Origin of the sequence: Rathayibacter sp. AY1B4, from assembly GCF_002932815.1 — a bacterium.
Taxonomy (GTDB): domain Bacteria; phylum Actinomycetota; class Actinomycetes; order Actinomycetales; family Microbacteriaceae; genus Rathayibacter.
Genome location: NZ_PSWN01000010.1, coordinates 52,841 through 67,379, shown reverse-complemented (window position 1 = coordinate 67,379; position 14,539 = coordinate 52,841). Strand labels below are relative to the sequence as shown.

Genomic DNA, 14,539 nt, shown 5'->3' with positions numbered 1-14,539 from the left:
ACCATGGCGGCATGCCCCGCCTGCTCGCCGTGTGCCGCGTCGCCCGCCTCCTGCCCGACTCCGGCACGGTCGGCGTGACCGCGATCGACAAGCGGCCGGTCGAGGGTCCCGTCGGAGTGCGCGACCTGGGCCTCTACGGCGACGTGCAGGCCGATCGCGCGCACCACGGCGGCCTCGACAAGGCGCTCTACGCCTACTCCGACGAGGACGCGGTCTGGTGGGCGGAGCGCCTGGGGCGGCCGGTGGCCGCGGGGATGTTCGGCGAGAACCTGCGGATCGCGGGCCTCGACGTGAGCGGAGCCGTGATCGGCGAGCGCTGGCGGATCGGCGAGGCGGTCGAGGTCGAGGTGACGATGCCGCGGACGCCGTGCGCGACGTTCCAGCGGGCCCTCGGAGAGCCGCAGTGGGTGAAGCGCTTCGCCGACGAGGGGCGCACCGGCGCGTACCTGCGGGTGCTGCACCGCGGATCGGTGGAGGCGGGCGACGCCGTCGAGGTGCTGAGCCGGCCCGGGCACGGCGTCCCGGTCGACCGCTGGTACCGCGAGCACAGCCCGGCGGACGCGCAGGCGCTCCTCGAGGCGGAGGAGGCGGGTGCGCTCCGGCCGGCTCCGGCGCTGCGGGCGTCGATCGAGCGGGCGCTCGCCTGACCCGGTCTACTCCCCGCGCGCCTCGCGCTTGAGGCGGCGCTTGACCGCTCGCTCCGTGAGCACCGTCAGGTAGTCCTGCACGGGCCGGTCCTGCAGGTCCGCGAGCTCCTCGCGCACGAGCGGCGCGACCTGCTCCTCGGAGTGGTCGGGGAACTTCTTGCGCACGTTCGCGGTCACGTCGCGCACCACCTGGTCGAGATCGAAGTCGGTCGTCATGCGGAGATCCTGGCCCCTCCAGGTGAACAGGAGGGGCACGGAGCCCACGGCCCCGCGCCCCTCCTCCGTGCCGATGGTCAGCTCGCGGCGACGGCGATCTCGTTCGGTGTGACGTCGAGCTCGCCCGTGGCGACGACCTCTCCCGTGGTGAGGTCGACGGCGTGGATGCTGTCGGCGGCAGGGTCGGTCACGTAGGCGATGTCCCCGGCGACCGTGATAGCGGGGTGCGGGTCCTGCCACTCGACCGGGCTCTCCCAGGCGTCGACGACGGGGTAGGAGGCGGTCAGCTCGCCGGTCTCGGGGTCGAGCACGTGGATAGCGCCGTCCGAGGCGATCATGTACGCCAGGTCGTCGGGGCCGCGGGCGACGCCGCGGAAGGTGTACTCGACGCCCTCGGGCAGGTCGACGACGTCGAGGGTCTTCGCCTCGGTGTCGATCAGCGCCACGCGGTGCAGGAGGTAGCCCTCGGCGTCGCGGTCGTCCTTGTAGTCGCCGACGATGATCGGGCTGGTCTCGCTGACCCAGGCGTTGCCCATGCGGCCGTACGGCTGGTCCGGCGCCTCGAGCTTCGTGATCTCGCCGCCGTCGTAGACCAGGGCGCCGTTCTCGCAGCCGAAGACGACGACCTCGTTCTCGGCCGTGCCCTCTCCGTGGACACCGGGGCACTGGTCGTTCGTGGCCGTCACGGCGCCGGAGGCGTCGCGCACCTCGATGCCGGTGCGCCCGTCGGCGTCACCGACCGTGGTGAGGAAGGTGCCGTCCTCGAGGACGATCGAGACGCCGTGGTGCGCCTCGACTCCCGGGATGGTCTCGGTCTCGGGCATCCCGTCCGAGGACGCCAGGTCGGCGGTCTCGAGGACGGTCGTGTCGCTCGTGCCGTCGGCGTAGAGGACGGTCTTCCCGGCGTGCCGGACGACGTGGCCCGGAGTGTCCGCGGGGAAGACGATGTCCGTCAGCTCCGGCTCGCCGCCGGTGCCGGCGGCGGTGTCGAGGAGCTGGAACCCCTCGCTCATGGTGACCAGGACGTGGCGGTCGTCGCCGGCGGGGTTGAGGCGGGTGAACTCTTCGGAGTCCAGGTCCGCGACGGTCTCGAGGGTCTCGCCGTCGAGGACGAGGATGCCGCCCTCGTAGGCGACGGCGACGCGGGCGCCGGCGGCCGCCGCGGCCTCGGTGGCCGGCGCGGTGGACGCGGAGGACTCGGCGGCCGGGGTCGAGCTCGACGAGCAGGCCGCGAGGACCGTGATCGAGCAGGCGGCGATCAGGCCGAGGCCCGCCCGCCGGACGTGGGGATTCTGCATGGGTGCTTCTTCTTCCTGGTGGTGGATCGGAGGGCTCACGGGGAGAGCCCGGTGGCGATGCGCTGCGTGTTGACGCGCATCATGGCGAGGTAGTCGGGAGCGCCGCCCTCGGGCCCCGTCAGGGACTCCGTGAACAGCTCGACCACCTCCACGCGGATGTCGGCCTCGCTCGCCAGCGCCTGGACCAGGCGGTCGGGAGACGAGGACTCCGCGAAGATCGTGGGGACGCCGGTCTGCTCGACCGCGTCGACGAGGTCGGCGAGGTCGGAGGCGGACGGCGCCGCGAGGGTCGTGCCTCCCGGGATGACGGCGCCGACGACGTCGAAGTCGAAGCGGTCGGCGAGGTACCCGAAGACGTGATGGTTGGTGACGAGGGCGCGGCGCTCGGCCGGGATCGCGGCGAACGCCGCGGCCATCTCGGAGTCGAGCCGCTCGAGCTCGGCGCGGTAGCCGTCCGTCCGGTCCCGGACCGCGGTCGGATCGACGCCGTCGAGCGCGGCGAGCGCGGGCCCGAGGGAGTCGACGACGTCGATCATCCGGCCGGGGTCCGTCCAGAAGTGCGAGTCCGGGCTCCCCTCCGCGTCGCCCTCGCTGTAGTCGAGGACGTCGACGGCGTCGCCGGCGACGAACGCGGGGACGTCCTCAGCGGAGGCCTCGTCGAGGTGCTGCTGCAGGCCCTCCTCGAGTCCGAGCCCGTTCGAGACGACGAGGTCGGCGGAGCGCAGGCGCGCCGCCTCCTGTGCCGAGATCTCGAAGGAGTGCGGGTCGGCGTCGGGCTTCATCAGCGTGACGACCTGCGCCTCGTCGCCGACGAGCTCGCCCACGACGTCGCCGAGGATGTTGGTGGAGACGATGACGAGGGGCCTCTCGTCCTCCTCCGCCAACGTGCAGCCCGACAGGAGCAGGACCGCCGCGGCGGACGCGAGGGCCCAGCGGCGCCTCATCGGCCCGTCTCCGCCGTGAAGGCCGGCTCGGTGGCGGTCTCGAAGGTGCGGGCGAGGCGCGCGCCGTCCGCGTAGTCGATCTCGTGCAGCTTCCGCTCGGCGGGCGCGCTGAGGTAGGCCCGCTGCTGGTCGGCGATCAGGACGGGCCGCGAGCCGTCCGCGGTCGTGTCCGCGACGAGGGGCGCGGTCTCGGCGAGGACCGCACCGTCGGAGCCGTCGAGCACCAGCACGCGGCCGTCGGCGGCGAGGGCGAGGACGGTCTCGTCCGCGTCGTCCACCGCGGTGACCTGCGCCAGCGGGGCGGGAGAGGGGAGGAGGCTCCAGGAGCGCTCCCGGGTGTCGAGGAGCCAGATGCCCGCTTCCCCGGCGAGGCCGGCGACCGTGGGGCGGCCCTCGCGGTTGTCGAAGGAGGCGGCGGGTGGCGCGGTGGTGCCGGCGGGGTAGGGGATCCGCTCGACGATGAGCTCCTCGTCCTCGATCGACGCCAGGAGTGCGCCGTCGGAGCAGCCGATGACGGCGCCGACGCGGGTGGTGATCGTCCCGGCGGGGTCGGGGCAGGCCTCGCGGAGGCCCGTCGGCTCGCCGTCCGAGTCGTAGCCGGCGACGGCCGCTCCGGATCCGGACCCCTCGGTCACCAGTGCGGACGAGCCGACGGGCACGACCATCCCGGGTCCGGGCTCGACGTCCTTCCGGAACCGCTCGACGATCGCCCCCTTCGACAGCGCCTCGGTGTCGAGGAGGACCGCCTCGCCGGAGTCGGGGAAGAAGAGTCCGGTTCCGCCGGTGGTCGAGAGGTTCGTCGTGGCGACGACGGCCGTCCCGGAGCCCTCGACCGTGCCGATCAGGCGGGGGTCCGCGCGGTAGTAGTGGAAGTGGTCCACGTGGTCCCAGGTCCACACGCCGCTGTCGACGATCTCGACGCCCGCATCGGTCTGGGCGAAGAGGTAGCGGCCGTCGGTCGTCATCGCGCTCGGTGCGCCGATGGTGCCGAGGCCGGTGACCGTCTCGTCGAGGAGGTCGAGGTGCGACACGGCGCCCGACGGGTCGATCGACGTCAGCCCCAGGCGCGGCTCGGCGAGCTCGGCGGCGTTCGCGACGGCGCCGTGGCCGGAGCCCGTGTCGTCCGCGGCCGGCGCGGAGGCATCGGTCGAGCAGGCGGCCAGGCCCAGCGCGAGAGCGCCCAGGAGGACGGTGGAGGCGGTGGTTCGGGAGTGCACGGAGTCCTTTCGAGGGTGAGCGGGGGAGGAGCGGTGCCGGCAGGGCCTCATGCGGCGACCGGCTGAGGGCCCGACCGGGACGCGAGGGCCGACGCGGCCGAGCGGATCGCCCAGGACACCGCGGCGACCGCGATGGCCGTGCCGGCGACCGAGGCGCCCGCGGCCGTGGCCGCGTGCCAGGAGACGAGCAGGCCGACGAGCACGGAGGCCGCGCCGAGGATCGACGCGAGCAGCATCCGGGTCGGGATGCGCGTGGTCCAGTGACCGGCGGCCACCGCGGGAGCCAGCAGGAGCCCGACGACGAGGAGCGAGCCGACCGCCTGGTAGGAGGCGACGACGGCGAGGGTCACCAGGCCGACCAGCGCGGCCTGAGCCGAGCGCGGACCGAGGCCGAGCACCGCGGCGATGCGCGGATCCAGCGCCAGGGCGACGAGCGGGCGGTGGAAGGCCGCTGCGACGAGGAGGCCGACTCCGGCGGCGGCGGCGAGCAGCCCGATGTCGACGGGAGTGATCGCGAGGATGTCGCCGAAGAGGATCGAGGTCGCGTCCGTGGCGAAGCTGCCCGAGTGCGAGATCACGATGACCCCCAGCGCCAGCATGGCGACGAAGAGCAGGCCGATGCTGGTGTCGTAGGACAGTCGTCCGCGCCGCTGCAGGGCCGCGATGCCGAGGCTCATCAGCACCGCGCTGGCTGCGCCGCCCACGAGGACGGGCGCGCCGAGCACCGTCGCGAGGGCGACGCCGGGGAGCATCCCGTGGGCGAGCGCCTCGCCGAGGAAGGCCATCCCGCGGAGGACCACCCAGGTGCCGACGACGCCGCAGAGGACCGCGACGAGGACGCCGCCGAGGAGGGCGCGCTGGAGGAAGTCGAGAGCGAACGGCTCGAGGATTCCGGCGAGGAGGCTGGGCATGGTGCCCGACCGTACACGATAATGAGAACAGTTATCACTCCTGTACGCTCGTCGGGATGGACGTCTCACCCCTGCCCGAGCCCCCGGTCCGCCTCCGAGGCGCTCACGTCGACTTCGGCTCCCGCCGCGCTCTCGCGGGGGTCGATCTCGACGTCGCCGCGTGCTCGCTCACCGTGATCGCCGGGCCGAACGGCGCCGGCAAGTCGACGCTCCTGGAGGTGATCGCGGGAGTGCGTCCACTGACGTCCGGGTCGCGGGACGTCACCGGAGCGATCGCCTTCGTGCCGCAGCGGGCGTCGATCCCGGACCGCCTCCCGGTGACGGTGCGCGACGTGGTCGCGGTGGGCACCTGGGGTCGGCTCGGCCGCCTCCGCCGCAGCGACGCGCGCGCGGCGGACGCGATCGCCACCGCGCTCGAGCGGATGGAGATCGCCGCGCTCGCCCGGGAGCCCTTCGCGGTGCTCTCCGGCGGTCAGCGGCAGCGGGCGCTCCTCGCCCAGGGGCTCGCCCGCGGGGCCGGCCTGCTGCTCCTGGACGAGCCCACCACCGGCCTCGACTCGGCGAGCGCGGAGCGGATCCGGTCGGTCCTGCGCGCGGAGGCGGACCGCGGCGCGACCGTGGTCTGCGTCTCGCACGACCCCTCCGTGCTGGCCGATGCCGACCGCGTCGTCGGACTCGTCGACGGGGCCCTCGCTCCGGCGGACCGATCCGTCACCCGCGGCCCGTGAGGCGGGGGCGCACGGGCCGTCCGTGACGGATCGCACCTGAGCGACGGGCCGCGGGCTGGGAGGATGGGGGGATGACCTCGACGCTGCTCGACCGGATGCCGACGCCCGACGCGGACGGGCGCGTCGACGACGACGCGGTCTACCTGGCCTTCACCGAGTGGGCGGAGTCGCGCGGCCTCCCGCTCTACCCGGCGCAGGACGAGTCCATGCTCGAGATCGCCTCCGGCTCCAACCTGATCCTCTCGACGCCCACCGGCACCGGGAAGTCGCTCGTCGCGATCGGCGCGCACGCCGCGGCGCTCGCCTCCGGACGCCGCAGCTTCTACACGGCGCCGATCAAGGCGCTCGTCTCCGAGAAGTTCTTCGCGCTGGTCGACGTCTTCGGCGCCTCCAACGTCGGGATGGTCACCGGCGACTCCTCGGTGAACGCCGACGCGCCGATCATCTGCTGCACGGCCGAGATCCTCGCGAACCTCGCGCTCCGGCACGGCGAGGACACCCCGGTCGACCAGGTCGTGATGGACGAGTTCCACTTCTACGCGGACCCGGCGCGCGGCTGGGCGTGGCAGGTGCCGCTGCTCACCCTCCCGCACGTGCAGTTCGTGCTGATGTCGGCCACCCTCGGCGACGTGACGGCGCTCGCCGCCGACCTCAGCCGCCGTACGGGCCGGGAGACCGCCCGGGTCACCGGCGTGGAGCGCCCGGTGCCGCTGCACTACTTCTACGAGATCGCGCCGATCCACGACTCCATCGAGGAGCTGCTCTCGACGAACCAGTCGCCGGTCTACGTCGTGCACTTCTCGCAGGCGGCCGCTCTCGAGCGTGCGCAGGCGCTCACCAGCGCGAACATCGCCACCCGCGAGCACCGCGACCGCATCGCCGAGGTGATCGGTGGCTTCCGCTTCACCACCGCGTTCGGCAAGACCCTCTCCCGGCTGCTCCGGCTGGGGATCGGCGTGCACCACGCGGGCATGCTGCCGAAGTACCGCCGCCTGGTCGAGCAGCTCGCCCAGCAGGGCATGCTGCGCGTGATCTGCGGCACGGACACCCTCGGCGTCGGCATCAACGTCCCGATCCGCACCGTGCTGCTCACCGCGCTGACCAAGTACGACGGCACCCGGACCCGCCAGCTCTCGGCCCGCGAGTTCCACCAGATCGCCGGCCGCGCCGGTCGCGCCGGGTACGACACCGCCGGGACCGTGGTCGTGCAGGCCCCCGAGCACGAGTCCGAGAACCGGAAGGCTCTCGACAAGATGGGCGACGACCCGAAGAAGCGGAGGAAGTGGGTCGCCAAGCGCGCACCGCAGGGCTTCGTCAGCTGGGGGGAGCCGAGCTTCCGCAAGCTCGTCGACGCCGAGCCCGAGACGCTGACCTCGCACATGACGATCACCTCGGCGATGCTGCTGAACGTGATCGCCCGCGGCGGCGACGCCTACGCGAACGTGCACGCCCTGATCTTCGACAACCACGAGCCGTGGAAGCGGCAGCTGCAGCTGGCCCGCCGGGCGCTCGGCATCTACCGGACGCTGCGGGAGGCGGGAGTGGTCGAGCAGAGCGTCGGCGCCGACGGCGTGACCCGCATCCGCCTGACCGTCGACCTGCAGCCGAACTTCGCGCTCAACCAGCCGCTCTCGCCGTTCGCGCTGGCCGTGTTCGACGTTCTCGACCCGGAGTCGCCGAGCTTCGCGCTCGACGTGATCTCGGTGCTCGAGGCGACCCTCGACGACCCGCGCCCGATCCTGGGGGCCCAGCAGTTCCAGGCCCGCGGCGAGGCCGTCGCCGCGATGAAGGCCGACGGGATCGAGTACGAGGAGCGGATGGAGCTGCTCGAGTCCGTCACGCACCCCAAGCCGCTCGAGGAGCTCCTCGAGGCGACCTTCGAGACCTACACCGCCGCGCAGCCGTGGGTGAAGGACTTCGAGCTCTCGCCGAAGTCGGTCGTGCGCGACATGTACGAGCGGGCGATGTCCTTCGGCGAGTACACCGCGTTCTACAAGCTCTCCCGCTCGGAGGGACTGGTGCTGCGCTACCTGTCCGACGCGTTCCGCGCGGCCCGGCAGACCATCCCCGACGAGCTGAAGAACGAGGAGCTGCACGACCTGATCGAGTGGCTGGGCGAGCTCGTGCGCCAGGTCGACTCCTCGCTGGTCGACGAGTGGGAGGAGCTGGTCAATCCGGCGCTCCACGCGGCGGACCAGGCGATCGTGCCGCCCGCTCCGCGCCGCCTCACCGCGAACCACCGCGCCTTCCGCGTGCTGGTGCGCAACGAGATGTTCCGCCGGGTGACCCTCGCCGCCCTCGACGACCACGAGGCGCTCGGCGAGCTCGACGCCGCCGCCGGCTTCGACGCCGACGCGTGGGGCGCCGCGCTGGACGACTACTACGACGAGCACGACAGCATCGGCATCGGGCCCGACGCCCGGGGGCCGAAGATGCTGCTCGTCACGGAGGAGCCGACGCAGTGGCTCGTGCGGCAGATCCTCGACGATCCGGCCGGCGACCACGACTGGGGGATCTCGGCGACCGTCGACCTCGCCGAGTCGGACGAGCAGGGTGCGGCCGTCGTCCGCGTCACCTCGGTCGGCCGCCTGGACTGATCAGCGGCCGCGCTTCTCCCGGCGCTGCATCTCGGCGGCGATGTCCGCCTCGGTGATCTCCTTGCGGGCGGGACCCCAGATCGACGCGGCCTGGCCGACGACGCCGATCCCGATCCCGATCATCGGCCAAATCGGCCAGAAGTAGCCGTCGGCCCCTGTGCCGACCCAGACGGCGGTCGTGATCGCCGAGACGCTCGCCCATCCGCCGACCGATCCCAGGAAGTCGCGGCGCCGCTTGACCTCGCGCACGGCGAGCGCGCGCTCGGCGTCCTCGACGCGGGCGGTCTCCACCTCCTCGCCGGAGGCGGCCGCCGGGACGACCTCCGCGGACCGGTCACGCCGGGCGGACGGATCCGGAGTTCCCCACTCGTTCGTCATGCGGCCAGCCTACGCACGGGCCGTCGGCAGCGGTACGCGGGCTTCAGGCGGCGGTCGCCTGCTCCGGCTGGCAGTGCGGGCACCACCAGGTGCGGCGCTGCTCGGGGTCGTCGCGGACCTCGTCGCGGACGAGCACCGTCGTGCCGCAGCGCAGGCACGGGCGCCCGGCGCGCCCCGCGACCCAGTGCCGCTCGCCGCGGCGGGTGTCGCCGGTGGTGGTCTGGAACATCCCGGGGACGGTGACGGAGGCGCGGAGGCCTCTCGCCGCGGTCGCCACGAGGGCGCGGACGTCGAGGGAGCCGATCGGCCGCCAGGGCCAGGCTCCGCGGAGGAAGCAGACCTCGTTGGCCCAGAGGTTGCCGAGACCCGCGAGGCAGCGCTGGTCGAGGAGTGCGGCGACGACGGGCCGGTCCGGGAGGCGGGAGAGGCGCCGGACGGCCTCGTCGGCATCCCAGTCCGCGCGGAGCGGGTCGGGCCCGAGGGGCCCGACGGCGCGCGGCTCGTCGCGGGTGGCGAGGAGCTCGACGACCGGGAGGTCGATGCCCCACACGGTCGAGCCGTCGTCGAGGCGGAGGCGGACGCGGACGTCCTTCTGCACCGAGCGGGGGACCGCTCGGCCGGGAGCGGTCACGGTCCAGGAGCCCTGCATCCGCAGGTGGGTGTGCAGGGTCGTTCCGCCGGAGAAGCGGGTGAGGAGGTGCTTGCCGTGGGTGTCGTGCTCGAGGATCCTCAGCCCGGCGAGGGAGGTGCCGGCCGCGTCCCCGGAGCGCAGCTCGCCCTCGAGGACGGTGCGACCGTCCGCCGCCCGCCTGAGGCGGGCGGCGAGACGGTGCACACTGTCTCCCTCGGGCATCCCCGAACTCTAGGAGCCGGAGCTCGTCGAGATCAGGGGTCGCGCGGGATCAGGCGCCGCGGTACGCCTGCTTGTAGACGCGCTCTGTGCCGTCGGGCGCGGTGACCTCGATGGTCGCCGTGCCGGCCTTGATGGGCTTGAAGACGGTCACGGTCTTGACCGTGAACGACTGGCCGGGCTTGACCGTCTTCTTCGTCTTGCTGCCGTACGCCGTCGTGATCTCGATCGAGACCGTCTCGTCGCCGTTGTTCACCGCCGACACCGTCAGCGTCCGCACGACGGCGAGGCGCTTGGTGGAGGCGGTGGTCGCGACGTCGATGACCGTGACGGGCTCGGGCTCCGGGTCCGTCTGGGTCTCGGGCAGGTCGAGGCCGACGACGACCGGGTCGTGGTCGCTGGAGCGGTACGCCGAGGTGTCGTAGAAGATCGTCGCGTTGTAGTCGTAGCGGCTGTACTCCAGTGCCACGGACTCGCCGCTGTTGATGTTCCAGGTGTCGACCCCGGTGACCGTCCTGTCGGCCGCGGGCGAGGCGAAGACGTGATCGAGCGAGCCGACCGCGCCGTCGAACGAGTACGAGTACTTGCCGTCCTTCGCACCCTGGTCGATGTAGCCGGCGTCGGTGATCACCTTCACCGGGTCCTCCTTCGAGTAGGCGTTGAAGTCGCCCAGCAGGTAGACGAGCTCGGTGGCCTTCTCGGTGCGGAGGCGGTCGGCGAAGGCGACGAGGGCGGTCGCCTGCTTCACGCGCGAGGCGTTCGAGGCGCCCTGGCCGTCGCCCTGGTCGGCGTCGGCGCCGGATCCGGAGCCCTTCGACTTGAAGTGGTTCACGATCGCGACGAACTCGCTGGCGCTGTCGCCGAGGAGGCGGAACTCCTGGGCGAGGGGCTTGCGGGCGTTCGAGAAGTTCACCGTGTCGTTGAGCACGACGGACTCGCCGACCGGCTCGATGACGGCCTTCTTGTAGATGAAGGCGGTGCGGATGACGTCCTCGTCCGCGAGCGCGGGGAGCGCTGCGGGGGAGGGGACGTAGGCCCAGACCTCGGAGCCGGCCGCCGTGTTCAGCGCGGCGGTCAGGGTGGCGAGGGCCTCGTCGCGCGGCTTGCCGAACTTGGCCGAGTTCTCGATCTCCTCGAGCGAGACGACGCCCGCGCCGAGGGTGTTGATCGCGGTCACGATCTTGGCCTGCTGGCGCTCGAGGTCGTCGGCGTTCGCCGCTCCGCGGGCGTCGCAGCCGCTGTTGACCGTGACCGGGTCGCCGTCGCGGTCGGTGTAGAAGGTGCAGCCGGTGATCGAGTCGCCGGTGGTGGAGAAGTAGTTGAGCACGTTGAAGGACGCGATCGACAGGTCGCCGCCGACGGCCTCGGGCTTCGCGGTCCGAGTGTTCGCGAAGGTCGCGGGCTGCACGTCGCCGGCGTTCTCGACGGTCAGCTGCGTGGTGGGCTGGAAGGCCCAGCCGCCGTTGCGGTAGTCGAGGACGACGGGGCGGGTGAAGGTCGCCGGAGCACCCACGCGGATCGGCGCGGTCGGGGTGAGGTAGGGCAGCGGGATCGCCTTGTTCGCGGCGGCGCCGAGGAAGTTGATCGAGGCGCCGTCGTCGAGGGTGATCGCGCGGGCGGCGTTGTCGGCGACGACGGCGGCGAGCTCCGGCGAGCCGGGGCGGGCGACCTCGGTCGGCGTGAGCAGCGGGGACGTGCCGGCGGCGAGGCCGACCGAGCCGAAGCTGTTCAGGTCGAAGGTGTCGGTGACGGTGTAGGCGCCCTGCGGAGCGATCAGCATGCTCTCGAGCACCTCGCGCTCGGCGGCGGTGCGGGGGAGCGCGACAGCGGCCGGGACCGGCGCTGCGGCGGCGGCGTCGAGCTTCACGACGGTCGCGGCCGAGGTCGGGGTGAGCTCGGTCAGGCCGTTGTACTCGCTCACCTCGCCGGTGATGCGCAGGTGGTCGCCGATCGCGACCGACCCGACGGAGGCGGAGGAGAAGACGAAGACGGCGTCGGAGGCCGTGCGCGAGCTCTCGCCGCCGGTGCCGGGGGTCTGGATGACGTAGCCGTTGTAGCCGCCGGACGGGTAGCGCGCGGTGACGACGCCGGAGGTGGTGACGGTGCTGCCGACGAGCGGCGACGCGTCACCGGTGCCCTGGATCTCCGCGATGGAGACGGCCGGGATCTCGGCCGGCGGGGTGGTCGGGGGAGTGGTCGGCGGGGTGGTCGTCGGCGGCGTCGTGGGCTCGGGCTCGGATCCTCCGCCCGCGACCTGCGGGGTCGGTGCGTCGAGCGCGAAGTCGGCCGAGTTGACGTCGGTGTCGCCGGTGGCGGTGTCCGCGCGGGCGATCGTCTGGGTGAGGGAGGGCACCGTGGCGACGGACGACTCGAAGGTGTTCGAGGTGCCGTAGCCGACGAGGTCGATCACCGCGTCCGGCTGGGCGGCGGCGCCGGTGGGCGGCGCCACGAGCGCCGAGGTCCCGTCGACGAGGAAGAGGGTGCCGCCCGCGGCGGCCATGTTGAGGCCGTTCGCGCTCTGGTCGGGCGTCGGCAGGGCCGCGCCGTTGGTGCCGTTGCTGGCGCCGGCGAGCAGGAAGTGGCCGCCGGCGGGCACCGAGCCGGTGAGCGGCACGGTCGTGGTGGGGTTCGCGGTGCCGGTCGCCGAGCGGTACTGGATCGAGAGGCCGCCGAGGGCGATCTCGGCGGCGGTGGGGTTGTAGAGCTCGACGTAGCGGTTGCTGAATGCGGCACCGGCGGAGCCTCCGCGGGCGAAGACCTCGCTGATGACGAGCTCGTCGCCCGAGGGCGCGGCCGCGGCGGAGGTCGCGACCAGCGGAGCGGCCGCCAGGGCCAGTCCGGTCAGGGCCGCCAGGCCGAGCCCGCGCCTCCGGCGGCGGTCGGGCGGGGTGGGAGAGTCGGGCATGGTGGTCCTCTCGATCGCCGCTCGGAAGAGCGGTCGCAGCGTCGTCGCCGCGCGGCGCGGCCAGCGCACCCCCGGAAGGGGCACGCATGGTCACGCTATGCAGTGCGGGTGCCCGGCCTGTGAACCGGACGTTTCATGAACGTAAACTCATCCACCGACATCGGGGCGCGCGGGTGCCGCTCGCGGCGCGTTCGCGGCTTCGCGGGCCACACTCGTCGGATGATCTCCTTCGAGCTGGCCCGTGCCCTGCGCACGGCGGGCGTGCGCTGGACGCCCCGCACCGGTGACCGCTTCCGCATCGAGCGGGAGGGCTTCGACGGCGACGTCTTCACCGTCAGCGACATGACCATCGAGGCGCACGAGTACCCGAGCGGGACCGTCCTCGGCTTCAACGGCACCACGGAATGGGCGCTCGACTCCGTCTCCCTGGAGGACTCGCTCTGGCTGCCGCGGGAGGACCAGCTGCGCGAGCTCCTCCGCGGGACCTTCCGCTCCCTCCGTCGCCTCGCCGAGCCGGAGGCGGGGTTCGCCGTCGAGGTCGAGCTCGGCGGCCGGGCGCGGACCTTCGAGGACGCGGCGGCCGAGAACGCCTACGCGGAGGCGCTGCTCGCGCTGGTCAGCTCGGTCGCGGTCGACCTCGACGACGTGGACGAGCTGGACGCGGCCGACGAGCCCGACCGGGCGGCCGAGCGGGCCTGAGGCTCCGTCCGACCCCGACCCTCCGCATCCGGCGGGGCTAGGACGCCGCCTTCTCCGCCGCCGCGGTCTTCTTCGGGGTCCGCTTCTTCGCAGGCGCGTCGGCGCCCTTCTCCGGGTCGGCTCTCTTCGCCGCGGGCTTCTTCTTCGCGGCGGTCGTCGCCGGAGCCTTCGCCGCCTTCTTCGGGGCAGGCGTCGTCGCCGCCTTCTTCTCGGCGGGAGCCTCCTCCGCCGGCGCACCCTTCGCCCCGCGGCTGCGCTCGACCGAGCGCTTGAGCGCCTCCATCAGGTCGAGCACCTCGCCGCCGCCCTCCTCCTCCGTCGCCTCGCCGAAGGTCGCGGCGGTGTCGAGGGCGTCGCCCTGCTCGATCTTGGCGTCGATCAGCGTGCGCAGCTCCTCCTGGTACGCGTCGTGGAACTTCGCGGCGTCGAAGTCCTCGGAGTAGGAGTCGACCAGGTGCGCCGACATCTCGAGCTCGCGCGCCGCGATCCGGGTGGTGCCCTCGAGCGACGGGAACTCGACCTCGCGCACCTCGTCGGCCCAGAGCAGCGTCTGCAGCATCAGCAGCTTGCCGCGCACCCGCAGCGCCGCGAGCCGGGTCTTCTGCCGGAGCGCGAACTCGACGATGGCGGTGCGGTCGGTCTCCTCGAGGGTGCGGCGCAGCAGCACGTAGGCCTTGGGGGAGGAGGAGTCCGGCTCGAGGATGTAGGCGCGGTCGAACATGATCGGGTCGACCTGCTCGCTGGGCACGAACTGCACGACGTCGATCTCGCGGTCGCGCTCCTCCGGCAGCGCCTTGAGCTCGTCCTTGGACAGGACCACGGTGCGCTCGCCGTCGTCGTAGGCCTTGTCGATGTGGTCGAAGGTGACGACCTCGCCGCAGATCTCGCACTTGCGCTGATACCGGATCCGTCCGCCGTCCTTGTCGTGGACCTGGTGCAGCGGGATGTCGTGGTCCTCGGTCGCGCTGTAGATCTTCACCGGCACGTTGACCAGGCCGAAGGTGATCGCGCCCTTCCAGATGGCTCGCATGCGCCCAGTGAACACCGTGTCCCCCGGCCGCCGGAAGCCCTGTCGGACGTGAGGGAGCCCCCGACCGTCGAAGGGACCCGCTGCAGCGGGCGGTCTCGACGGTCCGGGGTCCCCTCAGG

Annotated in this window: 13 protein-coding genes; 4 read left to right on the top strand and 9 right to left on the bottom strand. The window is 72.9% G+C overall.

Annotated elements, in window-relative coordinates; all coding sequences use genetic code 11:
• Nucleotides 1–11: 11 nt before the first annotated feature.
• Nucleotides 12–647 (top strand): MOSC domain-containing protein, encoded by a 636-nt coding sequence (locus tag C5D66_RS08955; protein WP_104255826.1) that lies wholly within the window; start codon nucleotides 12–14, stop codon nucleotides 645–647.
• 6 nt (nucleotides 648–653) lie between these two features.
• On the opposite strand, the gene C5D66_RS08950 is transcribed toward C5D66_RS08955, so the two are convergent.
• From C5D66_RS08950 to aztB, 5 genes are all read right to left on the bottom strand, one after another.
• Entirely contained in the window at nucleotides 654–863 is a 210-nt protein-coding gene (locus C5D66_RS08950) for a three-helix bundle dimerization domain-containing protein (RefSeq protein WP_104262881.1), read from the bottom strand.
• A gap of 77 nt (nucleotides 864–940) precedes the next feature.
• Nucleotides 941–2,161, bottom strand: coding sequence for a zinc metallochaperone AztD (gene aztD, locus C5D66_RS08945; protein WP_104255825.1), 1,221 nt, complete (start codon nucleotides 2,159–2,161; stop codon nucleotides 941–943).
• A gap of 35 nt (nucleotides 2,162–2,196) precedes the next feature.
• On the bottom strand, nucleotides 2,197–3,105 hold the full coding sequence (aztC, locus tag C5D66_RS08940; RefSeq protein ID WP_104255824.1) for a zinc ABC transporter substrate-binding protein AztC: 909 nt from the start codon (nucleotides 3,103–3,105) through the stop codon (nucleotides 2,197–2,199).
• Nucleotides 3,102–4,322, bottom strand: coding sequence for an ABC transporter (locus tag C5D66_RS08935; protein ID WP_104255823.1), 1,221 nt, complete (start codon nucleotides 4,320–4,322; stop codon nucleotides 3,102–3,104). The genes aztC and C5D66_RS08935 overlap by 4 nt, the downstream gene beginning before the upstream one ends.
• Before the next feature lie 47 nt (nucleotides 4,323–4,369).
• Nucleotides 4,370–5,233, bottom strand: a complete 864-nt coding sequence (gene aztB / locus C5D66_RS08930) for a zinc ABC transporter permease AztB (protein WP_104255822.1) — start codon at nucleotides 5,231–5,233, stop codon at nucleotides 4,370–4,372.
• 56 nt (nucleotides 5,234–5,289) lie between these two features.
• Here aztB and aztA point away from each other — a divergent pair, with 56 nt between their 5' ends.
• Together aztA and C5D66_RS08920 are read left to right on the top strand one after the other, a co-directional pair.
• Nucleotides 5,290–5,961 (top strand): zinc ABC transporter ATP-binding protein AztA, encoded by a 672-nt coding sequence (aztA, locus tag C5D66_RS08925; RefSeq protein WP_104255821.1) that lies wholly within the window; start codon nucleotides 5,290–5,292, stop codon nucleotides 5,959–5,961.
• A 71-nt stretch (nucleotides 5,962–6,032) separates the two neighbouring features.
• Nucleotides 6,033–8,558 (top strand): RNA helicase, encoded by a 2,526-nt coding sequence (locus C5D66_RS08920; protein WP_104250621.1) that lies wholly within the window; start codon nucleotides 6,033–6,035, stop codon nucleotides 8,556–8,558.
• Here the strand turns inward: C5D66_RS08920 and C5D66_RS08915 are convergent, their stop codons facing one another.
• The 3 genes from C5D66_RS08915 to C5D66_RS08905 are packed head-to-tail and all read right to left on the bottom strand — an operon-like array spanning nucleotide 8,559 to nucleotide 12,691.
• On the bottom strand, nucleotides 8,559–8,936 hold the full coding sequence (locus C5D66_RS08915; protein ID WP_104222259.1) for a 2TM domain-containing protein: 378 nt from the start codon (nucleotides 8,934–8,936) through the stop codon (nucleotides 8,559–8,561).
• A gap of 43 nt (nucleotides 8,937–8,979) precedes the next feature.
• Nucleotides 8,980–9,789: a DNA-formamidopyrimidine glycosylase family protein gene (locus C5D66_RS08910; protein ID WP_104255820.1), complete on the bottom strand. Its 810-nt coding sequence runs from the start codon at nucleotides 9,787–9,789 to the stop codon at nucleotides 8,980–8,982.
• 49 nt (nucleotides 9,790–9,838) lie between these two features.
• Nucleotides 9,839–12,691: an ExeM/NucH family extracellular endonuclease gene (locus C5D66_RS08905; RefSeq protein WP_104255846.1), complete on the bottom strand. Its 2,853-nt coding sequence runs from the start codon at nucleotides 12,689–12,691 to the stop codon at nucleotides 9,839–9,841.
• Nucleotides 12,692–12,910: 219 nt separating this feature from the next.
• On the opposite strand from C5D66_RS08905, the gene C5D66_RS08900 reads away from it, so the two are divergent.
• On the top strand, nucleotides 12,911–13,390 hold the full coding sequence (locus tag C5D66_RS08900) for a pilus assembly protein CpaE (protein ID WP_258061303.1): 480 nt from the start codon (nucleotides 12,911–12,913) through the stop codon (nucleotides 13,388–13,390).
• A 37-nt stretch (nucleotides 13,391–13,427) separates the two neighbouring features.
• On the opposite strand, the gene C5D66_RS08895 is transcribed toward C5D66_RS08900, so the two are convergent.
• The gene (locus C5D66_RS08895; protein WP_104274319.1) at nucleotides 13,428–14,420 is read right to left on the bottom strand and encodes a Ku protein; all 993 of its coding nucleotides are present in this window, start codon (nucleotides 14,418–14,420) and stop codon (nucleotides 13,428–13,430) included.
• Between the last annotated feature and the right edge of the window lie 119 nt (nucleotides 14,421–14,539).

Excerpts from the sequence above, each read along its gene's own strand:
- C5D66_RS08950 (WP_104262881.1), bottom strand. The coding sequence starts at position 863 with ATGACGACCGACTTCGATCTCGACCAGGTGGTGCGCGACGTGACCGCG.
- aztB (WP_104255822.1), bottom strand. The coding sequence starts at position 5,233 with ATGCCCAGCCTCCTCGCCGGAATCCTCGAGCCGTTCGCTCTCGACTTC.
- C5D66_RS08895 (WP_104274319.1), bottom strand. The coding sequence starts at position 14,420 with ATGCGAGCCATCTGGAAGGGCGCGATCACCTTCGGCCTGGTCAACGTG.
- C5D66_RS08905 (WP_104255846.1), bottom strand. The coding sequence starts at position 12,691 with ATGCCCGACTCTCCCACCCCGCCCGACCGCCGCCGGAGGCGCGGGCTC.
- C5D66_RS08920 (WP_104250621.1), top strand. The coding sequence starts at position 6,033 with ATGACCTCGACGCTGCTCGACCGGATGCCGACGCCCGACGCGGACGGG.
- aztC (WP_104255824.1), bottom strand. The coding sequence starts at position 3,105 with ATGAGGCGCCGCTGGGCCCTCGCGTCCGCCGCGGCGGTCCTGCTCCTG.
- aztA (WP_104255821.1), top strand. The coding sequence starts at position 5,290 with ATGGACGTCTCACCCCTGCCCGAGCCCCCGGTCCGCCTCCGAGGCGCT.
- aztD (WP_104255825.1), bottom strand. The coding sequence starts at position 2,161 with ATGCAGAATCCCCACGTCCGGCGGGCGGGCCTCGGCCTGATCGCCGCC.
- C5D66_RS08900 (WP_258061303.1), top strand. The coding sequence starts at position 12,911 with ATGATCTCCTTCGAGCTGGCCCGTGCCCTGCGCACGGCGGGCGTGCGC.
- C5D66_RS08955 (WP_104255826.1), top strand. The coding sequence starts at position 12 with ATGCCCCGCCTGCTCGCCGTGTGCCGCGTCGCCCGCCTCCTGCCCGAC.
- C5D66_RS08915 (WP_104222259.1), bottom strand. The coding sequence starts at position 8,936 with ATGACGAACGAGTGGGGAACTCCGGATCCGTCCGCCCGGCGTGACCGG.
- C5D66_RS08910 (WP_104255820.1), bottom strand. The coding sequence starts at position 9,789 with ATGCCCGAGGGAGACAGTGTGCACCGTCTCGCCGCCCGCCTCAGGCGG.